The sequence below is a fragment of the Amycolatopsis sp. MJM2582 genome (assembly GCF_000754115.1).
GTDB classification, from domain to species: Bacteria; Actinomycetota; Actinomycetes; order Mycobacteriales; family Pseudonocardiaceae; genus Amycolatopsis; species Amycolatopsis japonica.
On record NZ_JPLW01000003.1, the window covers coordinates 221,072 to 240,784 of the forward strand.

The 19,713-nt window shown below is 68.9% G+C and carries 18 protein-coding genes and 1 pseudogene; 7 read left to right on the top strand and 12 right to left on the bottom strand.

The window, feature by feature from the left end; genetic code table 11:
* From ED92_RS19775 to hppD, 4 genes and pseudogenes are all read right to left on the bottom strand, one after another.
* A pseudogene (locus ED92_RS19775) lies at window positions 1–1,416 on the bottom strand (hypothetical protein); the annotation flags it as partial.
* A complete protein-coding gene (locus tag ED92_RS19780) occupies window positions 1,416–1,730 on the bottom strand; it encodes a type VII secretion target (protein ID WP_037340818.1) in 315 nt (104 codons plus the stop codon). The gene ED92_RS19780 and the pseudogene ED92_RS19775, both read right to left, overlap by 1 nt.
* A 33-nt stretch (window positions 1,731–1,763) precedes the next feature.
* A complete protein-coding gene (locus ED92_RS19785; protein ID WP_037340821.1) occupies window positions 1,764–2,321 on the bottom strand; it encodes a YbaB/EbfC family nucleoid-associated protein in 558 nt (185 codons plus the stop codon).
* 199 nt (window positions 2,322–2,520) lie between these two features.
* On the bottom strand, window positions 2,521–3,720 hold the full coding sequence (gene hppD, locus ED92_RS19790; RefSeq protein WP_037340823.1) for a 4-hydroxyphenylpyruvate dioxygenase: 1,200 nt from the start codon (window positions 3,718–3,720) through the stop codon (window positions 2,521–2,523).
* A 122-nt stretch (window positions 3,721–3,842) separates the two neighbouring features.
* Between hppD and ED92_RS19795 the strand changes: the two genes are divergently transcribed.
* Window positions 3,843–4,316 (top strand): Lrp/AsnC family transcriptional regulator, encoded by a 474-nt coding sequence (locus ED92_RS19795; protein WP_037340824.1) that lies wholly within the window; start codon window positions 3,843–3,845, stop codon window positions 4,314–4,316.
* On the opposite strand, the gene ED92_RS19800 is transcribed toward ED92_RS19795, so the two are convergent.
* From ED92_RS19800 to ED92_RS19810, 3 genes are all read right to left on the bottom strand, one after another.
* Window positions 4,313–5,116: an MBL fold metallo-hydrolase gene (locus ED92_RS19800; RefSeq protein WP_037340826.1), complete on the bottom strand. Its 804-nt coding sequence runs from the start codon at window positions 5,114–5,116 to the stop codon at window positions 4,313–4,315. The genes ED92_RS19795 and ED92_RS19800 overlap by 4 nt on opposite strands.
* Window positions 5,117–5,366: 250 nt before the next feature.
* Complete coding sequence (greA, locus tag ED92_RS19805) at window positions 5,367–5,867, bottom strand: transcription elongation factor GreA (RefSeq protein ID WP_016337198.1); 501 nt, start codon at window positions 5,865–5,867, stop codon at window positions 5,367–5,369.
* A gap of 199 nt (window positions 5,868–6,066) precedes the next feature.
* Window positions 6,067–6,522, bottom strand: coding sequence for a DUF4307 domain-containing protein (locus ED92_RS19810; protein WP_037340828.1), 456 nt, complete (start codon window positions 6,520–6,522; stop codon window positions 6,067–6,069).
* A gap of 146 nt (window positions 6,523–6,668) precedes the next feature.
* Here ED92_RS19810 and mca point away from each other — a divergent pair, with 146 nt between their 5' ends.
* Entirely contained in the window at window positions 6,669–7,562 is an 894-nt protein-coding gene (mca, locus tag ED92_RS19815) for a mycothiol conjugate amidase Mca (protein WP_037340831.1), read from the top strand.
* On the top strand, window positions 7,563–7,892 hold the full coding sequence (locus ED92_RS19820; protein WP_037340833.1) for a hypothetical protein: 330 nt from the start codon (window positions 7,563–7,565) through the stop codon (window positions 7,890–7,892). It abuts the gene before it with no gap.
* Window positions 7,893–7,964: 72 nt separating this feature from the next.
* On the opposite strand, the gene ED92_RS19825 is transcribed toward ED92_RS19820, so the two are convergent.
* A complete protein-coding gene (locus tag ED92_RS19825; RefSeq protein ID WP_037340835.1) occupies window positions 7,965–10,457 on the bottom strand; it encodes a polynucleotide kinase-phosphatase in 2,493 nt (830 codons plus the stop codon).
* A complete protein-coding gene (locus ED92_RS19830) occupies window positions 10,454–11,821 on the bottom strand; it encodes a 3' terminal RNA ribose 2'-O-methyltransferase Hen1 (protein WP_037340838.1) in 1,368 nt (455 codons plus the stop codon). Before ED92_RS19830 ends, ED92_RS19825 begins: the two co-directional genes overlap by 4 nt.
* A 63-nt stretch (window positions 11,822–11,884) precedes the next feature.
* On the opposite strand from ED92_RS19830, the gene ED92_RS19835 reads away from it, so the two are divergent.
* Window positions 11,885–13,903, top strand: coding sequence for a thioredoxin domain-containing protein (locus tag ED92_RS19835; RefSeq protein WP_037340840.1), 2,019 nt, complete (start codon window positions 11,885–11,887; stop codon window positions 13,901–13,903).
* On the opposite strand, the gene ED92_RS19840 is transcribed toward ED92_RS19835, so the two are convergent.
* Window positions 13,884–14,387: a hypothetical protein gene (locus tag ED92_RS19840; protein WP_037340842.1), complete on the bottom strand. Its 504-nt coding sequence runs from the start codon at window positions 14,385–14,387 to the stop codon at window positions 13,884–13,886. The two genes, ED92_RS19835 and ED92_RS19840, sit on opposite strands and share 20 nt — an antisense overlap.
* Window positions 14,388–14,542: 155 nt before the next feature.
* On the opposite strand from ED92_RS19840, the gene ED92_RS19845 reads away from it, so the two are divergent.
* The 3 genes from ED92_RS19845 (at window position 14,543) to ED92_RS19855 (ending at window position 18,483) form a co-directional block, all read left to right on the top strand.
* The gene (locus ED92_RS19845; RefSeq protein WP_037340845.1) at window positions 14,543–15,103 is read left to right on the top strand and encodes a hypothetical protein; all 561 of its coding nucleotides are present in this window, start codon (window positions 14,543–14,545) and stop codon (window positions 15,101–15,103) included.
* A gap of 69 nt (window positions 15,104–15,172) precedes the next feature.
* Window positions 15,173–16,531: a glycoside hydrolase family 28 protein gene (locus ED92_RS19850; protein WP_037340847.1), complete on the top strand. Its 1,359-nt coding sequence runs from the start codon at window positions 15,173–15,175 to the stop codon at window positions 16,529–16,531.
* Between the two features lie 65 nt (window positions 16,532–16,596).
* Window positions 16,597–18,483 carry an acyl-CoA dehydrogenase gene (locus ED92_RS19855; protein ID WP_037340849.1) on the top strand — a complete coding sequence of 629 codons (1,887 nt, stop codon included), beginning with the start codon at window positions 16,597–16,599 and terminating at the stop codon, window positions 18,481–18,483.
* On the opposite strand, the gene ED92_RS19860 is transcribed toward ED92_RS19855, so the two are convergent.
* Together ED92_RS19860 and ED92_RS19865 are read right to left on the bottom strand one after the other, a co-directional pair.
* Complete coding sequence (locus tag ED92_RS19860; protein ID WP_037340851.1) at window positions 18,440–19,186, bottom strand: potassium channel family protein; 747 nt, start codon at window positions 19,184–19,186, stop codon at window positions 18,440–18,442. The genes ED92_RS19855 and ED92_RS19860 overlap by 44 nt on opposite strands.
* A gap of 38 nt (window positions 19,187–19,224) precedes the next feature.
* Window positions 19,225–19,596, bottom strand: a complete 372-nt coding sequence (locus ED92_RS19865) for a pyridoxamine 5'-phosphate oxidase family protein (RefSeq protein WP_037340852.1) — start codon at window positions 19,594–19,596, stop codon at window positions 19,225–19,227.
* Window positions 19,597–19,713: the final 117 nt, after the last annotated feature.

Below are 19,713 nucleotides of genomic sequence, written 5' to 3' on the forward strand. Positions count from 1 at the left end.
GCCGGTGTCCGCACGGGTGTGCGGGGCGGGGGAGCCGCCGTCGGGTGTGTGGCTGGGCGAACCGCCGGTGTCCGCGCGGTTCGGGCTCGGTGAGCCGCCGTCGGACCGGGTGTGCGGAGTCGACGTGTCGGAGCGGGCGGCGCTGGGGGAACCGTTGCCGCCCGTGTCACCGTCCGAAGTGGACGGTCCGTCACCGGTGCGGTCGGGAGAGCCGCCGTCGGACCGGGACGGCGAGCCGCCACCGTCCCTTGTGGACGATGAGCCGCCGTCGCCGCGGGTGGTGCTCGACGGGGCGCCCGAATCGCCGGAGCCGCCCGTGTCGCCGTCGGAACCGTTCGAACCGTTGGAGCCGTCGCCCGAGCCGCTGCCGGAATCACCGGAGCCATTGCCGTCACCGGAGCCACTGCCCGAGCCGTCACCGGAGCCACTGCCCGAGCCGTCGCCGGAGCCGCTGCCACTGCCACTGCCACTGCCCGAACCGTCACCGTCCGGGCCGTCCCCGGAACCCGAGCCGGAGCCGCCGCCGGATCCACCGGATCCGCCGCCGCTGCCGCCGCGCTGGATGAACCCGCCCGTCTTGATGTTCTTGGTGTTGATCACGTCCAGGCCGGTGACCTTGCCCGCGATCTTGCCGAAGATCTTGATGATCTTCTCGAAGACGTCGGCCAGCTTGCCGAGCAGCGGCGAGACCCGCCGCATCGCGTCGCACAGTTCCTTGAGCTTGTCGGCGATCTTCGCGGCCCACTTGGCGATCGCGGTGACGGCCTGGGCGACCACCACGGGCGTGCCGAAGCCGAGGGAGAACACAGTCTCCATGACCCACGCGATGAGCTTGCCGACCGCGTCCGCGATCAGCTGGCGGATGAACTCACGGACGAACGCGACGATCTCGCCGAAGATCATCACGACGGTGCTGATCGCGCCCGCGACCGTCGCCGCGCCGCTGATCGCCTCGGCCTGTTCCGCGGCCTGCTTGCGGTACTGGTCGGCCGCCTCGCCCGTCCAGCCGGTCGTGCCGTTCTTGACCGCGTTCGAGAACTCGACCTGGGTGTCTTCCAGCTTCTTGGCGACGTTGCCCCAGGTTTCGGAGTACGACTGGATGACCGGCGGGTCGCCGGCGACGGCGTCCAGCATGTCCTTCAGCGGCTGCATGTGTTCCATCAGGAACGAGGCCACCGACGACATCAGGTAACCGAACGGGTCGATCGCCGCGCTGGCGAGCTCGCCCGCGAGGCTCAGCACACCAAGCCCGCCGCCGATCCAGTCGCCGTTCGAGATGCCGTTGAAGGCGTCCATGGCCGACTCGGCGACGCCGATGCCCGCCCCGTAGCCGTATTCGCTGTTCCCGGCCGTCAGCGGACCCGGGCCGTCTCCATCCGTCGGCGCCTTCGCGACGAGCGGGTTTCCCTCGGGCATCAGTCAGGCACCTGCGCGTTCTTGAACTCGGCGGCGAAGTTCTCGTCCTGCGTCTGGTAGGCGTTGGACGCGGACCGCACGTTGTTCGCCACCGCCGTCGCGGCTTCGACGGCCTTGGTCAGCGCGTTGATGCCGAACTCCTCGACCGGGTCGAGCATCATCCGGAACGGCTGGCAGATGATGCCGTACGCGTCGGTCGGCATGCTCACCTGCTGCGCGGCGTCGACCGCCGTGCGCAGGCCGTCGGCGATGCCGTCGATCTGCTTGGCGTGCGCGTCGAGGTCGGCGCCGAGCTCAAAACCCTTGCCTGCCATGGTTTCTCCCCTCTACCAGGCCGGATGGAACGGCTACGAAAGAATGCTGCCGCCGAAGTCGTCGTCATCGTCGTCCTGCGTGCGGCGGCGACGCGGGATCGGCTTCGGCTGAGGTGGGCTCTGGGGTGGGTTCGCCTGCGCCGGCGGCGGAGCGGGATCGTCCTCCTCCGGGCCGAAGCGGTGGTGCCGCTCGGGCTCCGGCGGTGCGAGGTCCTCCTCCGGCGGAGCTTCCGGGAAGGTGCTCTGCGCCTCCGCGATCACCCTGTTCGCCGTCTCGTCGTTCGTGCCGACGGTCTCGGCCATCGCCGCCTGCAGCAGTTCCGGGATCCGTGACTGCGCGAGCTGGACGAGGCGCATGACCTGCGCCGAGACCTCCGCCATCCGTTTGCCGCTCGCGGCTTCGGAGATGACGAGGTTCGTGAGGAGGCCCTTCGAGTCGATCGTGACCTCGATGGTGTTGTCCTTCGACCGCTCGGTCACGGTCTGACCCTGCATGCGGGCGGCCATCGCCTGATAGCGCGCGGCGGTCTCCTGGATCTGCTTCGTCCAGTTGTCCACCATGCGTTCGCTGGCGTCGACGTTGTCCGGCATCGGGACCCTTCCAAGCTGCGTGCTGACGTCTTCACACTGACGGTCCGGAGAGGCCTCCGGTTCCGGGTGCGCTCGAAGTTTAGTTCCCGTCCGGTGTACCACCCTCCGCCGACAAAGTCGGCCCCGTCACGTAGCGAAAGGGCCCTCCACCGCACGAAGTGCGATGAAGAGCCCTTTCACGCCCTGCGAACTGCCGGGGTCAGAGGTTGCCTCGACGCTCCTGCTCACGCTCGATGGCTTCGAACAGGGCCTTGAAGTTGCCCTTGCCGAAGCCGAGCGAACCGTGCCGCTCGATGAGCTCGTAGAACACCGTCGGGCGGTCGCCGATCGGCTTGGTGAAGATCTGCAGCAGGTAGCCGTCCTCGTCGCGGTCGACCAGGATGCGGTGCTCCTTGAGCTTCTCGATCGGCACCCGGACCTCGCCGATCCGCGCGCGCAGCTCCGGGTCGTCGTAGTAGGAGTCCGGGGTGTCGAGGAACTCGACGCCCGCCGCGCGCATCGCCTTCACCGTCGTGACGATGTCGTTGGTGGCCAGCGCGATGTGCTGGCAGCCCGCGCCGCCGTAGAACTCGAGGTACTCGTCGATCTGCGACTTCTTCTTCGCGATCGCCGGCTCGTTCAGCGGGAACTTGACGCGGTGGTTGCCGTTGGAGACCACCTTGCTCATCAGCGCCGAGTACTCGGTCGCGATGTCGTCGCCGACGAACTCCGCCATGTTCACGAAGCCCATGACGCGGTGGTACCAGTCGACCCAGTAGTCCATCTTGCCGAGTTCGACGTTGCCGACACAGTGGTCGACGGCCTGGAACAGTCGCTTCGGCGCGCCTTCGGGCCGGACGATCTTGCTCTCGCGCGGCTCGTAGCCGGGCAGGTAGACGCCGGTGTACTTCGACCGGTCGATCAGCGTGTGGCGGGTCTCGCCGTAGGTCGCGATCGCGGCGATGCGGACGGTGCCGTGCTCGTCGGAGACGTCGTGCGGCTCTTCGAGGACGGTGGCGCCCTGCGCGCGGGCGTGGTCGATGCACTTGTCGACGTCGGCGACCTCGAGGGCGAGGTCGATGACGCCGTCGCCGTGACGGCGGTGGTGGTCGAGCAGTGCGGAGTCGGGCTTGACGCCCCCGGTGATCACGAAGCGGGCCGAGCCCGACTTCAGCACGAACGACTTGCGCTCGAAGTTCCCGGTTTCGGGGCCGGAGTACGCGACGAGCTGCATGCCGAACGCGACCTGGTAGAACCAGGCGGTCTGCGTGGCGTTGCCCGCGATGAACACCACCGCGTCCATCGACTTCACCGGGAAGGGGTCGGTCGAAGAGTCGTGGTCGACGAGGCCGACGAGCTGACGCAGCTGGTCGTAGCTCACGTCGTCAAGAGCACCCTGGGGTTCCACTGTGTGCGTCATGCCCTGAAGCATCCGAGGGCGTGACAAAATGTGCAATGGTCAAAGATTTTGCTGCGCACTATGTCCAGTGAGAGGGCGGGAGGCGCAGTCAAAGTGGGCAACCTGCGTAGGAGGTAGGCACGATGTCGGACTCGCTCGACGCGCTGGACGCGCGGCTGCTGCTGTTGCTCACCGACTCGCCCCGGCTCGGCGTGCTCGAATGCGCCCGCCGTCTCGGCGTCGCGCGGGGCACCGTTCAGGCGAGGCTGGACCGGTTGACCGAACGCGGGATCCTCGGCGGGTTCCCGCCCGAACTCGACCTCGCGGCGATGGGATACGGCCTCACCGCGTTCGCCGTCCTGGAGATCGCGCAGGGCAGGCGGGCCGAGGTCGCGGAGGCGCTGTCCGCCATCGACGAGGTGTGCGAGGTCCACGCGACGACCGGGCAGGGCGATCTCTTCGTGCGGATGGTGGCGCGCAACAACGACGACCTGCAGCGGGTGGTGGACGAGGTGGTCGGCGCGCCGTACGTGCGGCGGACCTCGACGTCGATCGCGTTGTCGACGCCGGTTCCGCCGCGCGTACGGCCGCTGCTGGAACGGCTGGCGAGGAGCTAGCCCACCTGGCTCAGGTACCGCTTCGCCGACCGCTGGACCGCCTCGTGCCCGTCGGTGCGGATGATCGCGTCCCACCAGGCGCCGTAGATCGCCTCGAACGCGTACGGTTCGAGCAGTTCGGCCGCGCGGCGGACGACCTCGGGGCGCTCCGGGATCAGGTTCGGGTAGCTGTACATCATGCCGACGAAGCGACGGTCCGGGATGACCTGCAGGATGTCGCCCGAGAGCACCGCGCCGCGGCCGTTCTCCCCGCCGGGCCAGTGCAGCACCGTCCCGCCGGCGAAATGCACGCCGAGGTTGATGAGCCGCAGGTCGGGGGCGACGTCGAGGGTCGTCCCGCTCCACAGCTTGATCGCCGGATCCGGCCTGCCGATCCACTGCTCGTCGCCCTCGTGCAGGTAGACCGGCACGTCGAAGGCGTGGGCCCATTCGACCATGGTGGTGTAGTAGTGCGGGTGGCTGATCGCGATGCCGGTGAGGCCGCCGAGGTCACGGACCTTGGCGACGAGGTCGTCGTCGATGAAGCCCGCGCAGTCCCACAGGAAGTTGCCGGATTCGGCCTTGACCAGCAGCGCGCGCTCGCCGATGGCGAAGTTGGGAGTGGACCCGACCCCGATGAGGCCGGGCCCCTGCTCCTCGATACGTGCCTGATACGTCCCGCTCGCGCGGACGGCGTTCAGATCGGTCCAGCGCTGTCCGGCCTGCGGGACGTACTGACGTTCGTCCTCGCAGATCGGGCAGTCCGGCCGGGGTTCCGCGTACTGCATGCCGCAGGCGACGCAGATGGGTAGTTCGCTCATCGTTTCCCTCCAGAAATCTCCGGAGGTCACGCTAACGGCTCATATGCGCGCCCGGCCATGGAGCCGGGCGCAGTGTCGATTGTCGCGCGCTGACGAAAACTCGCCGAAGAGGCGCCGGTTCGCAGTCGAACTCGCGCTGCGTGGAGGGCGCCTCTTCATCGAGTTTCCGGGGCCTTCGGCCGCAAAGCGGCGCGCGACGGGTGAAGTCTCCGTCGGGCGCTGGGCGCCCTTGGGGAGACCGGCGGCGCACTTACTTGCCGGTGTACGGCACGGCCTTCACGAGCGTCACCTTCTGGATGCTGCCGTTGGGCAGCTCGTACTCGCGGGTCTCGCCCTCTTTGGCGCCGAGCAGCGCCTTGCCGAGCGGGGACTCCGGCGAGTAGACGTCCAGGTCGCCCTCGGTGCCCTCTTCGCGGGTCGCCAAGAGGAAGTTCTCGTCCTCGTCGTCACCGTCGTAACGCACGGTGAGGACCTTGCCCGGTCCGGCGCTGCCGTCGTTGGCGGGCGGCTCGCCCACCTTGGCCGAGCGGAGGAGCTCCTGGAGGTGGCGGATGCGGGCCTCGTGCTGGCCCTGCTCCTCACGGGCGGCGTGGTAGCCGCCGTTCTCCTTGAGGTCGCCCTCTTCCCGGCTGTCGTTGATCTTCGCAGCGATGACCGGGCGGAGCTCGATGTAGTGGTCGAGTTCCTGCTTGAGCCTGTCGTAGGCATCCTGGGTCAGCCAGGTCACCTTTGTGTCGCTCACGGTCACCATCTCCTAGTAGGGCCTGCCAGGCTTGGGTGTACAAGCCGGCCACCGGACCGGCATGGCGCGCCGGCCTGGCTGAGATAAAGGAAAAACACGGCCCGTCTTGGGCCGTGCCGGTAGATCAGAGTAACACGGCGCGAGGTATCGCCGCCGGTGGAATTCGGTCGCGCCTCGGCGTTGGGCGCCTGTTTCACCCCGTTGGCCGCTATGGCCTTGACAGGTACCGTGGTACGTCGTATGAGCATCCGAAGATATCAGCCGTGACCGGCTTTCCGATGCTCTTGATGGTGGTCGTCACCCGGCTGTTCTTCGAACCAGGCTGAACGAGGACCTCTTTACGGCCGCTTTCCGCGCCGGCCTTGTCACGGACCCGCACGACGCACACGCCGGGACGGTTCACATCGTCCCTGGTCACGTTGATGGTGATCTCCATCGCGTCGCCCGGCTTCTCGGAGAACGAGACGCGTTCGCCCTCGATGGGCGCGCTGCCGAAATTCGTGTACGCGACATAGGCGATCCCACCGCTGACCAGCAGCGCGACCAGGGCGAACACCAGGCGCCGCCAGCGGGCGGGCTTCGCGGCGCGGGTCTTGCCGTACCGGTCTCCTGGCACGTCCGTCCGGGTGCTTTCCGCGGTGGGAGCGTCCTGTCCCGTGCTCAACCCGGGCCTCCCGGTTGGTGTCGTCGTGCTCGCAGGGACAATGGGGTCGTATGCGAGTGGTTCCCCTCGAGTATCCGCGCCCGGCCGGGCGAGCCGTCAGGCAGGGTCTGGAGGGGAATAGGGAACGAGAAGGGGACGTTCGGAGCATGGTGTCTGCCGAGGAACCGCCGAAGTCACGCCTCCGCCTGATGGCGGTGCACGCGCACCCCGACGACGAGTCGAGCAAGGGTGCCGCCACCATGGCCAGGTACGCCGCCGAGGGGCACGAGGTCATGGTCGTGACCTGTACCGGTGGCGAAGCGGGCAGTGTGCTGAACCCGGCCATGGACCGTCCCGAAGTACTGGCCAACATGACCGAGATCCGCCGGGAGGAGATGGCCCGCGCGGCCAAGATCCTCGGCGTGAGCCACACGTGGCTCGGGTTCATCGACTCGGGGCTGCCCGAGGGCGACCCGCTTCCCCCGGTCCCCGAAGGCTCGTTCGCGGTCATCCCGCTCGAAGAGTCCACCGGCGCCTTGGTGAAGGTCATCCGCGAGTTCCGTCCGCACGTGATCGTCACCTACGACGAGAACGGCGGGTATCCGCACCCCGACCACATCCGCACGCACGAGATCTCGGTCGCGGCCTTCGACGCCGCGGGCGAGGCGGAGCGGTACCCGGAGGCGGGCGAGCCGTGGCAGCCGATGAAGCTGTACTACGTGCACGGGTTCTCGCGCGCCAGGATGACCGTGTTCCACGAGGCCCTGCTCGCGCGCGGCCTGGAGTCGCCGTACGAGGAGTGGCTCAAGTCGTGGGACCCGGACAAGGCCGACGTCATGGAGCGGGTGACCACACGCGTCGAATGCGGCGAGTACTTCGAGCAGCGTGACGAGGCGCTCAAGGCGCACGCCACCCAGATCGACCCGAACAGCCGCTGGTTCGCCGTCCCGCGCGACCTGCAGCGCGAGGTCTGGCCGACCGAGGAGTACGAGCTGGTCCGCTCACTGGTGGACAGCACCCTGCCGGAGGACGATCTGTTCGCCGGCTTGAAGGAGGGCTAGATGAGTTTCGTGGTGCCGGCGTTCGCCGTCATTCCGGTGACGGTGTCGTCGCAGTTCCTGGCGCAGCAGCCCGGCAACGGCGACAACGGCGGCCAAGGTGAGGACTTCGGCAAGTCGTCGCCGGTGGGTTTCTTGATCCTGATCCTGTTCCTGATCGCCGTCGGGCTGCTGGTGCGGTCGATGACCAAGCACCTGAAGCGGCTGCCGGAGAGCTTCGACGAGCCCGCCTCCGCTTCGGAGGCTCCTGCTGAGGAGGCCACCGAGGCGCCGAAGGCCGACGCGGAGGCGCCCGCGGCGAAGGTCGAGAAACCGACCGCCAAGTCCGACTGAGCGCTGCCATGAAAGGTCCTTTCCTTGCAAAATTTGCAAGGAAAGGACCTTTCATGGCGTTTCCGAAGCGCGTCAGAGGCGCGGGTCGACCGGATCCGACTCCAGCGCCAGCACGGCGAACACGCACTCGTGCACCCGCCACAGCGGTTCCCCGCGCGCCAGCCGCTCCAGCGCCTCGAGCCCCAGCGCGTACTCGCGCGACGCCAGTGCCCGCTTCCGGTTGAGGCCCCGCTTGCGAAGGCGCGAGAGGTTCTCCGGCAGCGTGTAGTCCGGCCCGTAGATGATCCGCAGGTACTCGCGTCCGCGCACCTTCACCCCCGGCTGAACCAGCCCGCGTGCGCCGCGAGTCAGGTTCGCCGCCGGTTTGACGACCATCCCTTCGCCGCCCGCGCCGGTCAGCTCCAGCCACCATGCGACGCCGCGTGCCACCGACGCCGGGTCGGTGGTGTCGACGGCCAGTGTCCGCGTGCGGGTGAACCGGTCGCCGGTGAGCCGGTCCAGCAGCGAAAGATGCCACTCGTGCGGCCGGTCGTGGTACGCGTGTCCCTCCGACGCCAGGATCTGGAACGGCGCCAGCCGGACGCCGTCGAGGCCGTCGGTCGGCCAGCAGTAACGCCGGTACGCCTGCCGGTACGCGTCCACAGTGGACTCACGAGTCCTGGTGCGTGCCAACAGTTCCGACACGTCGATCCCGCGAGCCGCGGCCGCGTCCAGTGACGCGACGGCGGCGGGCAGCACGGACTGCGCCGCCGCCCCGACGGCCGCGTACTGGCCCGAGATCAGCGACCCGGCCTTCGCGCTCCACGGCAGCAACTCCGCGTCGAGCAGCAGCCAGCCGGTGTCCAGTTCCTCGAACAGGTCCGACGCCGCTTCGCGCACATCGGCGAGCAGCCGCGCGTTCTGGTCCGGAGCGAAGAACGGACGGCCAGTGCGGGTGTAGACCGCTCCGGGTCCCTGGATCCCGAACCGCGCGGGAGCCACGTCCTCGTCACGGCACACGAGCACGACGGCCCGCGATCCCATGTGCTTCTCCTCGCACAGGACGTGATCGACACCCGCCGCGCGGAACTCGGCGAAAGCCTCCTCGGGATGTTCCAGGTAGTCGTCCGTGGCGGACGTCGAACACGGCGCCATGGTCGGCGGCAGGTACGGCAGCCAGCGCGGGTCGACGGCGAAACGGCTCATCACCTCCAGCGCCGCCGCCGATTGCTCGGCGGAGACGCCGACCCGGCCGTGGTGCCGGGTCTCGACGATCCGCTTCCCGGTGACGTCGCCCAGTTCCAGCACCGCGGGCTCGCGTCCGCCCAGCGGCCGCGCCGGTTCGAGCGGCCGGGCCGGTTCGTACCAGACCTTCTTCGCCTTGACCGAGACGACTTCCCGCTCCGGGTAACGCAAAGCGGTCAGCTTGCCGCCGAACACGCAACCCGTGTCGAGACACATGGTCCCGTTGATCCACTCCGGCTCCAACGTCGGCGTGTGTCCATAGAGGACCATCGCCTTGCCGCGGTAGTCGCGCGCCCAGGGCAATCGCACCGGCAGCCCGTACTCGTCGGTCTCACCGGTGGTGTCGCCGTAGAGCGCGGTGCTCCGCACCCGGCCGGACGCGCGTCCGTGGAACTTCTCGGGCAGGCCCGCGTGCGCCACGACGAGCTTGCCGCCGTCGAGGACGTAGTGCGCGATGAGTCCTTCGCAGAAGGCGCGTGCCTTCGCGCGGAAGTCCTCGTCTTGCGCCGAAAGCTGCTCCAGCGACTCCGCGAGACCGTGTGTGGTCTTGACCTTGCGCCCGTTCAGCGCGCGGACCAGTTTCTGTTCGTGGTTCCCGCAGACGACCAGCGCGCTGCCCGCCTCGGCCATCGCCATCACTCGACGCAGCACGCCCGGCGTGTCGGGTCCGCGGTCGACGAGGTCGCCGACGAACACGGCGGTCCGTCCCTCCGGGTGGACGCCGTCGACGTAGCCCAGTTCGACGAGCAGTTCGTCCAGTTCCTCGCGGCAGCCGTGGACGTCGCCGATGACGTCGAACGGTCCGGTGAGGTCGCGACGGTCGTTGCGCAGCGGCTCGACGACGATCTCCGCTTCGGCGATCTCGGCCTCGCTCCGCAACACGTGCACGCGACGGAAACCCTCGCGTTCCAACGACTTCAGCGAGCGGTGCAGTTCGCCGCGCTGACGCCGGACGACGTGCTCGCCGAAATCGCGGTCCGGCCGGGCCTCGTTGCGTTCCTGGCAGACCTTCCCGGGTAGATCGAGCACGATCGCCGTCGGCAGGACGTCGTACTCCTTCGCCAGCTTCAGCAGGCTCGCCCGCGACGCGCGCTGGACGTTCGTCGCGTCGATGACGGTGATCCGTCCCGCTTCGAGCCGCTTCGCCGCGACGTAGTGGAGCACGTCGAAAGCGGCGCCCGAGGCGCTCTGGTCGTTCTCGTCGTCGGCCACCAGGCCGCGGAAGTAGTCGCTGGAGAGCACCTGCGTCGGCGCGAAATGCGTCCGCGCGAAGGTCGACTTGCCGGAGCCGGAGGCGCCGACGAGCACGACGAGGGACATGTCGGGAATGGTCAGTTTCATGCCACGGCCTCCTTTCGAGACGTGAAGACCGCCATCTGGGTCGGCGGTCCTGATTCCTGGGACTCCTGTCCCACCGGCAGGTGGCGGACGTCGTAGCCGCGCCGTGCCGCGACTCCTTCGGCCCACGTGCGGAACTGCTCGCGTGTCCACTCGAAACGGTGGTCGGCGTGCCGGAACCGGCCTTCTTCGAGGAATTCGAAGTGCCGGTTGTACTCGGCGTTCGGCGTCGTGACGAGGACCGTCCGCGGCGCGGCGACCCCGAACACGGCGTGCTCCAGCGCGGGCAGGCGCTCCTCGTCGACGTGCTCGATCACCTCCATCAACACGGCCGCGTCGTAGCCGGCCAGCGACGGATCCGCGTAGGTCAGCGCGGACTGCTTCAGGGTGATCCGCGACTTGTCCTTAAGCCGCTTTTCGGCGATGTCGAGCGCGCTCGCGGACACGTCGACACCGACGATCTCGGTGAACGACGGCTCCTTCTGCAACACGCGCAGCAACGCGCCACCACCGCAGCCGAGGTCGAGCACACGCCGCGCGCCCGCCGCCCGGAGCGCCGCGAGCACACTGCCCTGACGCTGGACGGCCAGCGGTTCGGGCCGGTCCGGCTGCTCGGTGACCCGGGCCTCGGCTTCGGCGGGCACGTCGTCCGCCTCGGCGAGCCGGCCGAGCGCGTACGAGACGATCGGGCGACGACGTTCGAGGTACCGGTTGGTGATCAGGTCGCGTTCCGGATGCGCGGCGAGCCAGCCTTCGCCGACACGCAGCAGCTTGTCCGCTTCGTCCTGGCCGATCCAGTAGTGCTTGTCGCCGTCGAGCGCGGGCAGCAGGACGTACAGGTGCCGCAACGCGTCGACGACACGCTGGGTGCCGGTCAGCCGGAGATCGACGTAGCGGGAATCGCCCCACTGCGGGAACTCGGGATCGAGCGGGACGGCCTTCGCCTCGACCTGCCAGCCGAGCGGTTCGAAGAGTTTGTGGACGACCTCGGCGCCACCGCGCGCGGTCAGCGATGGGACCCGGATCTCCAGCGGGAACCGCTCGTCGACCAGCTCCGGCCGGTTCGCGCACCGGCCGGCCAGCGCCGTGGTGAAGGCGGCCCGCAGCGCCACCGCCAGATACGAGCCACCCGCGTACGGGCGGTCGTTGACGTACTGGGTCAGCGACGTGCCGCCACCGCGCACGAGGTCGACCGGGTCGATCTCGACCAGCAGGGAAACGGTGCAGCGCTCGTCGGACGCCTCCGGGTAGAAGACGTGCGCCGTCCCGGCCGAGAGCGTGAGCGATTGCGCCTTCTCCGGATGCTTGTGCAGGAGAAAGCCGAGGTCGGTGGCCGGGTTCCGGGTGGTGGTCATGGTCAGGAGCACCGGACGAGTGTCGCGCAGACGGCCGTTCTGCGCCCCCGCTTTTCCGCATGCGACCCTGGTGACATGTCGAACCGCCTGAAGGCCGCGACCAGTCCGTACCTGCTGCAGCACGCCGAGAACCCGGTGGACTGGTGGCCCTGGGGCGAGGAGGCGCTGGCCGAGGCGAAACGGCGGAACGTGCCGATCCTGCTTTCGGTCGGCTACGCGGCCTGCCACTGGTGCCACGTCATGGCGCACGAGTCCTTCGAGGACGAAGCCACCGCGACGCTGATGAACGCGAACTTCGTCAACATCAAGGTGGACCGCGAGGAGCGCCCGGACATCGATTCGGTGTACATGGCGGCCACGCAGGCGATGACCGGTCAGGGCGGCTGGCCGATGACGTGTTTCCTGACGCCGGAGGGTGAGCCGTTCCATTGCGGTACTTACTATCCGCCTTCGCCGCGCCCGGGGATGCCGTCGTTCTCGCAGCTGCTCGTCGCGGTCGCCGAGGCCTGGGGCGAGCGGCCGGACGAGCTGCGTTCCGGCGCCCGGCAGATCATCGCCCACCTCACGGAGAAGAGCGGGCCGCTGCCCGAGTCCGTTGTGGACGGTGCGGCGCTGGACGCTGCGGTCGCCACGCTGCGCAAGGAGTTCGACACCGGGAACGGCGGCTTCGGGGGAGCGCCGAAGTTCCCGCCGACGATGGCGTTGAACTTCCTGCTCCGTCACCACGAGCGCACCGGAGCCGACCTCGCCATGGTCGAGCACACCGCCGAGGCGATGGCGCTGGGCGGGCTGAACGACCAGCTCGCGGGTGGGTTCGCGCGGTACTCGGTCGACGCGCGGTGGGAAGTGCCGCATTTCGAGAAGATGCTGTACGACAACGGTTTGCTGCTGCGGTTCTACGCGCAGTTCCACGGCGTGACCGGGCACGGGTACGCGCGGCGGGCGGTCGAGGAGACGGCGGAGTTCCTGCTGCGCGATCTCGGGACGGCCGAGGGCGGTTTCGCCGCGTCGCTCGACGCGGACACCGATGGCGTCGAAGGGCTCACCTACGTCTGGACGCCCGCGCAGCTCGCCGAAGTGCTCGGTGACGACGACGGTGCTTGGGCGGCCGAGCTGTTCCAGGTGGCCGAACGGGGCAATTTCGAGCATGGCGCCTCGACGCTGCGGCTGCGTGAACCGCATCCAGAGGACGAAACGCGTTATGAGCGAGTCCGCCGTGCGTTGCTGGCCGCGCGAAACGAGCGCCCCCAGCCCGCCCGCGACGACAAGGTGATCGCCGCCTGGAACGGGCTCGCGATCGGCGCGCTCGCCAAAGCGGGCTCGCGACTCGATCGTCCACAGTGGATCGAAGCGGCGGCTCGCGCGGCGGCTTTCCTGATGGACACCCATTTCGTGGCCGGACGCCTGCGCCGGACCTCCCGCGACGGCGTCGTCGGCACGACGGCCGGGGTGCTGGAGGACTACGCGTGCCTCGCCGAGGGGCTGCTCGAACTCCACCAGGCGACCGGGGAACCGCGATGGCTCGCGGACGCCATCACCTTGCTGGACCTCGCGTTGGCCCATTTCGGCGTCCCGGACTCGACGGGTGCCTACTACGACACCGCCGACGACGCGGAAGTCCTGGTGCAGCGGCCTTCCGACCCGACCGACAACGCGAGCCCGTCAGGAGCGTCGGCCTTGGCGAACGCCTTGCTGACCGCGTCGGTCCTCGCCGGGCACGACCGGGTCGGCCGCTACCGCGAGGCGGCCGAGCAGGCGCTCGCCCGGGCGGGACGGCTCGCCGCCCACGCGCCGCGGTTCGCCGGGCACTGGCTCACCGTGGCCGAAGCGGCCGCCGCCGGACCGGTGCAGGCCGCCGTCGTCGGCCCGGATGCCGCTTCACGCGCGGAGCTGCTGGCCGCGGCCGTCGCGTCGTTGCCGGACGGCGCCGTCGTCGTGAGCGGGCCCCCGGATGCCGAAGGGGTGCCGCTGCTGGCCGATCGGCCGCTGGTCGACGGCGCCGCCGCCGCGTACGTGTGCCGCGGGTACGTGTGCGAGCGGCCCGTCACCACCGCCGAGGAGCTGAGGTCTCAGCTCACCAGTCCCACGACATAGGGGCGAAGGCGCCGCCGCCCGTCTGCGGTGCCCCGACCGGCTTCACCGCGACCTGTGGCTTCGGCTTCGGCTTGGCCGACGTGGTCTTGGTGGGTTTCGGTGGCTTCGTGGTGGTCGGTGGCTTCGTGGTCGGCGGCGTTCCGATGATGGTGAAAGTGCGCGAAGTCTTCGTGCCATCCGAGCAGGTGAATGTCGCCACGTACTTGCCCGGTGTCTTGCCGACCTTGCCGTAGCCCGCGGCCTTCCCCCAGTTGCCGCCGATCGTCCACTGGAGCGGCGCCGCGAACCCCGGCGACGTCACCGGGGTCGCCGGCCCGCAGCCGCCCATCGCGGCCTTCGTCTCGGCGTAGATCTGCCCGCCGGGTTCGACTTCGGTCGGGGCCAAGAACCAGGACACGTCCTTGGCCTCCGCCGCCGCCGGTACGACCACGCCGAGCTGGGCCGCTCCGAGCACGAGAGCGCCGATCATGGCTTTCTTCAACATGAGGTCCCCTTCCCTGTCGACTGCTGGTGGGAACACGTCCGTGCAGGTCATCAGGTTGCCCCGGGTTTTCGCCCGGGGAGAACACGCGTGAGGTTCGGCTGTTGCGGGCGTAGCGTCGGTAGCGTTGTAATCATGTAATCAAGGAGGCGAGGCGGATGGGACGCGGAAGCTGGAAAGGCCGGGGCGGCTGGCAGCAGGCGGACATCCCGGCGGCGGACGACGCGGCCGCGTGGTTCGGCGGCAGGCTCCCCGAGGGCTGGTTCACCGGCGATCCCGAGGTCACGGTGGATCGCGAAGAGATCGTCATCGTCGGCGAACTCCAGCCGCTCACCGGCGAGTACGCCGACGACGCGGCCCGCGCGGCGGCCGAGGACGGCCGGATCAGCCGGTTCCGCGAGGAGACCCGCGACGAGCGGATCGAGATCGCGCGCCAGGCCGAGCACCGCTATCAGCGCAAGGTCGCGTGGGGCGCGAGCCTCGGCGGCACACGGCAGCTGTTCACCACGCATTCGGCGCCGGTGATGACCAGGCTGCGGCAGCCGGAACGCCTGGTGCTCGACACCCTCGTCGACGCGGGTGTCGCCCGGTCGCGGTCGGAGGCGCTCGCCTGGGCGGTCCGGCTGGTCGGGGAACACGCGGACGCCTGGCTCGCCGAGCTTCGGGAGGCGATGACCAAGGTCGACGATCTCCGCTCACAGGGACCGGACCTTTCCTGAGGCCGGGGTCCGCCCGTAGAGTCGGGATTCCGCCGTCTTCACCGAAGTCCTCTTGCGAAAGAAGGCGTCATGGACGGTAGATTCTCCCGGCGTTGGCTCATCAAGGGCGGTCTCGCGGTGGCCGCGAGCCCACTGCTCGCGCCCACCGCCGCCTCGGCGGCCCCGGCCCTTCCCTGGCCCGCCGCCGAAGACATCGTCGCGCGGACGAAACGGCCGGTCTTCCCGGACCGGACGTTCTCGGTGCTCGACTTCGGCGCCAAGGGTGACGGGAAGACCGACAACACCGCGGCGATCAGGAAGGCGATCGAGACGGCCAACGCGCGCGGCGGCGGACGCGTCGTCGTGCCGAAGGGCACCTTCGTCACCGGTGCGGTGTACCTCAAGAGCAACGTGGACCTGCATCTCGCGGCGGGTGCCGTACTCGCTTTCGGTTCCGACGCCTCGAAGTTCCCGAACGTGCTCACCCGCTACGAGGGCATCGAGTGCGTGAACCGGTCGCCGATGATCTACGCGTATAAGGAATCCAACATCGCCGTGACCGGGAAGGGCACCCTCGACGCGGCGGGCACGGCGTCCTGGAACAAGGGCAAGGACCGCGAGTACCTGGAATCGTTGGTGGCCAAGGGAATCCCGCCGGAGCGGCGGATCGTGCCCGGCTCCGGGCACGCCATGCGCTCCACGTTCGTCGAGCCGTACTCGTGCGACACCGTGCTCATCGAAGGGATCACGCTCAAGAACCCGATGTTCTGGCAGCTGCACCCGACGCTCTGCCGGAACGTCACGATCGACGGCGTCCGCACGGACGCGAGCACCGCGCACTCCAACACCGACGCCTGCGATCCGGAGTCCTGTGACCACGTCGTGATCGTGAACTCCCGCCTCGGCGCGCACGACGACAACATCGCGCTGAAATCGGGCCGGGACGCCGACGGCCGCAGGGTCGGCGTGCCGTGCCAGAACATCGTCGTCGCGAACTGCGTGATGGACGGCAACTGGGGCGCGATCACCTGCGGCAGCGAACAGACCGGCGGTATCCGGAACGTCTACGCGCACAGGCTCACCGTCACCGGCGAGACGAAGTACGGGCTGTACGTCAAGTCGAACACCTTGCGCGGCGGATTCACCGAGAACGTCAATCTCGACAGCGTCTCCGGCACGTTCGTCCGCTCGGTCGTGTACGTGCTGCCGGACTACAACGGACAGACGGGCGAGCATGTGCCCCGGTTCGGGCCGTTCACCCTCAGCCGTTCGACCGGTACGAAATGCGGGCAAGCGGCGTTCAACGTCCGAGGGTTGCCCAACTCACACGTTCGGGGGCTGCGGGTGAGCGATTGCCGCTTCGACGGCGTCGCGAACACGGAGAACACCCTGAAACACGTCGACGACCTGCGGTTCGAGAACACGACGATCAACGGGGAACCGGTCTGATTCGTCCTGCGCTTCCCGATGCGGTGCGGCAGGCTGAACGCAGACCGCACCGCATCGGAGGAATCGTGGACACACCAGGACTTCCCGCGAAGATCGACCCGGACGTGCTGACCACCGTCCTCGATGGACGGTGGGCCGGGCTCCGCCGCGCGGTGCGCGCGCAGATGGCCGCGGAGGTCTTCGAAGACCCTGTCGACGTCGACACCGAAACGCATCGCGCCCAGGTGCTCGAATGGCTGCGGCTGCTCGCCCGCACCGACCGGCCGGGCCTCGGTTTCGACCCGGCGTACGGCGGTGGCGGAGACGTCGGTGGCGCGTTGACGTCGTTCGAGATGCTGGGCTTCGGCGATCTCTCGCTGATGGTGAAGGCCGGTGTCCAATGGGGTCTGTTCGGCGGTGCCGTGCAGCTGCTCGGCACCGAACGCCACCACGAGCGGTATCTGCGCGACATCAAGGATCTGGAGCTGCTGGGCTGTTTCGCGATGACCGAGCACGGCCACGGCTCGGACGTCCAGCATCTGCGCACCACCGCGACCTACGACCCGGCGACGCGCGAGTTCGTCGTGCACACGCCGGACCGGGGCGCGATGAAGGAGTACATCGGCAACGCCGCCCGCGACGGCGAACTCGCCGTGGTGTTCGCGCAGCTGATCACCGGTGGCGAGTCCCGCGGGGTGCACGCGTTCCTGGTGCCGATCCGCGGTGAGAAGGCGCGCGGCGTCGTGATCGAGGACTGCGGCCGCAAGGCGGGCCTCAACGGCGTCGACAACGGACGGCTCACGTTCGACCAAGTGCGGATCCCGCGCGAAGCGCTGCTCAACCGCTTCGGTGACGTCGCCGAGGACGGGACGTACACGAGCCCGATCGAAAGCGACGGCCGCCGGTTCTTCACGATGCTCGGCACGCTCATCCGCGGCCGGGTCAGCGTCGCGGGCAGCGCCGGCAGCGCGACGAAACGCGCGCTGGCGCTGGCCATCCGCTACGGCGAGCAGCGGCGGCAGTTCGCGCGGCCCGACGGCGAAGAGGTCGTGATCCTCGACTACCGCGCCCACCAGCGGAAACTGCTGCCCGCGCTGGCGACGTCGTATGCGCTGCACTTCGCGCAGGAGGGGCTCGTCTCGAAGCTGCACGACATCGCCGAGGACGCGCCGGAAGAGGAGCAGCGCGAGCTGGAATCGCGCGCCGCCGGCATCAAGGCCGTCTCGACCTGGCACGCGACGGCGACCATCCAGGCGGCCCGGGAGGCATGCGGCGGTTCCGGTTATCTCTCGGAGAACCTGCTCGCCGGGCTGAAGGCCGACACGGACGTCTTCACCACCTTCGAGGGTGACAACACCGTGCTGCTGCAGCTGGTCGCGAAGGGTTTGCTGACCAGTTACAAGGACCACTTCGAGGATCTCAGCCCGCTCGCGACCGCGAGGTTCGTGGCGGAGCAGCTCGTCGAGGCCGTGATCGAACGGACGTCCGCGCGCAAGGTCGTCGAGCGGCTCACCGAAGCCGACGACGGCGACGTCCTCTACTCCCGCGAGTGGCACCTGAAGTTGTTCGAAGACCGCGAAGAGCATGTGCTCGCCGGCGTCGCGCAGCGTCTGCGTAAGGCGGGCTCAGACCCCTTCGGTGTCTTCAACGACGCGCAGGACCACGTGCTGCGTGCGGGCCGAGCACACGTCGACCGGGTGGTGCTGGAAGCGTTCGTCGACGCCATCGAACGCTGTGCCGACGCGGAGGCCCGTGAGCTGTTGGAGCGGGTCTGCGACCTCTACGCGCTCGCGAACATCGAGGCGGATCGCGGCTGGTTCCTCGAACACGGACGCCTGACCTCCGGACGCTCGAAGGCCGTCACCGCCGCGGTGAACGCGCTGTGCGCAGACCTGCGCCCGCACGCGCGGACCCTCGTGGACGCCTTCGCTATCCCCGAGCCGTACCTAGCGGCTCCGATGCTGCGGGACTGACCTGGGCGCGCTGCTCGGCGAGCTCGGCCCGCAACGCCTTGACCTCGCGGGTCAGCTCGTCGAGATGCTCGCGGGTCACGGCCTGCGCGGTCTCGTCGGCCTCGGTCACCCGGCGGATCAGCCACGACGCGAGCGTCGCGGTGACCACACCGAGCAGGGCGATCCCGGCCACCATGAGCCCGACCGCGACGATCCGGCCGGTGCCGCTGACGGGATAGCGGTCGCCGTAGCCGACCGTGGTGATCGTCGTGATCGACCACCACACCGCGTCCGGGAAGTCGGTGATCGGCGCGTCCGGCGCGGCGCGTTCGGCGTCGAGCACGGCGAGCGCCGAACAGAACACGATGAGCGCCGTCGCGCCCACCGTGTAGACCACGACGCGGCCGCGCAGCGACAGGCCGGCGTTGCGGTTGAGGACGTTGAGCACCGTGACCAGCCGCAGCAGGCGCAGTTGCCGGATCAGCGGGAGCACGATGATCAGCAGGTCGAAGACGTTGTTCTTCAGGAAGGCCCGTTTGTCCTCGGCGTGTTTGAGGCGGACGCCGTAGTCCAGGGCGAAGACCGCCCACGCGAGCCAGGTGACGACCTCGCACCAGACCCGCCCGGTGTGCCCGAGCGAGGGCTGGAGGATCGGCCAGGCGTACGCGGCCAGGAACAGTACGGCGGCGGCGTTGAGCGGCCACTCCATCCGCTTTTCCCACATCGGACGTCTCCTCACCTGGCCTTTCCCAGGTGCGTACGTTAAGCGATGTCGAGGGCCGTTCCATAGAGTTTGTCGGTTTTGAGGGTGATGTAGAGCCTTCGCTCGCCTTCGGGTGTTGGCGTGACTTCGGAGAGTTCCGCCTTCCCTTCCACGACGGCGAAACTCCAGTGGTCGGCGCTGGAGACGTAGAGCGAGGCGGTCGGGTTGTTGCGCAGCTGCTTGACCTTCAGGCGGTCTTCGGTCGTGCTGATCCGGATCTCGCGCGTCTCGGGATCCCACGTGTAGACGACGGTGGAGAGATGCGGGCGGCCGTCACGCTTGACGGTCGCGAGGGCGCCGAAGGTGTGTCCGGCGAGGAAGTCGCTGAGGGCCGCGTCGTCGAGGCGGCGGGGAGGTGCGTTCTTGGCCATGCGGTGATCATGGCTCCTCGGTCGAGGCGCCGGAAGAAGGCACTTTCTTGTGCCAGAGGGAACACGCTTGTGTCCGTCCTGGTCACGGGACACCGCACTCGCGTGATTGGAGACGTA

What these genes read in the sequence shown, in the direction of transcription:
- ED92_RS19780 (WP_037340818.1), bottom strand. Translation starts at nt 1,730, where the DNA reads ATGGCAGGCAAGGGTTTTGAGCTCGGCGCCGACCTCGACGCGCACGCC.
- ED92_RS19785 (WP_037340821.1), bottom strand. Translation starts at nt 2,321, where the DNA reads ATGCCGGACAACGTCGACGCCAGCGAACGCATGGTGGACAACTGGACG.
- hppD (WP_037340823.1), bottom strand. Translation starts at nt 3,720, where the DNA reads ATGACGCACACAGTGGAACCCCAGGGTGCTCTTGACGACGTGAGCTAC.
- ED92_RS19795 (WP_037340824.1), top strand. Translation starts at nt 3,843, where the DNA reads ATGTCGGACTCGCTCGACGCGCTGGACGCGCGGCTGCTGCTGTTGCTC.
- ED92_RS19800 (WP_037340826.1), bottom strand. Translation starts at nt 5,116, where the DNA reads ATGAGCGAACTACCCATCTGCGTCGCCTGCGGCATGCAGTACGCGGAA.
- greA (WP_016337198.1), bottom strand. Translation starts at nt 5,867, where the DNA reads ATGGTGACCGTGAGCGACACAAAGGTGACCTGGCTGACCCAGGATGCC.
- mca (WP_037340831.1), top strand. Translation starts at nt 6,669, where the DNA reads ATGGTGTCTGCCGAGGAACCGCCGAAGTCACGCCTCCGCCTGATGGCG.
- ED92_RS19820 (WP_037340833.1), top strand. Translation starts at nt 7,563, where the DNA reads ATGAGTTTCGTGGTGCCGGCGTTCGCCGTCATTCCGGTGACGGTGTCG.
- ED92_RS19825 (WP_037340835.1), bottom strand. Translation starts at nt 10,457, where the DNA reads ATGAAACTGACCATTCCCGACATGTCCCTCGTCGTGCTCGTCGGCGCC.
- ED92_RS19835 (WP_037340840.1), top strand. Translation starts at nt 11,885, where the DNA reads ATGTCGAACCGCCTGAAGGCCGCGACCAGTCCGTACCTGCTGCAGCAC.
- ED92_RS19840 (WP_037340842.1), bottom strand. Translation starts at nt 14,387, where the DNA reads ATGTTGAAGAAAGCCATGATCGGCGCTCTCGTGCTCGGAGCGGCCCAG.
- ED92_RS19845 (WP_037340845.1), top strand. Translation starts at nt 14,543, where the DNA reads ATGGGACGCGGAAGCTGGAAAGGCCGGGGCGGCTGGCAGCAGGCGGAC.
- ED92_RS19850 (WP_037340847.1), top strand. Translation starts at nt 15,173, where the DNA reads ATGGACGGTAGATTCTCCCGGCGTTGGCTCATCAAGGGCGGTCTCGCG.
- ED92_RS19860 (WP_037340851.1), bottom strand. Translation starts at nt 19,186, where the DNA reads ATGTGGGAAAAGCGGATGGAGTGGCCGCTCAACGCCGCCGCCGTACTG.
- ED92_RS19865 (WP_037340852.1), bottom strand. Translation starts at nt 19,596, where the DNA reads ATGGCCAAGAACGCACCTCCCCGCCGCCTCGACGACGCGGCCCTCAGC.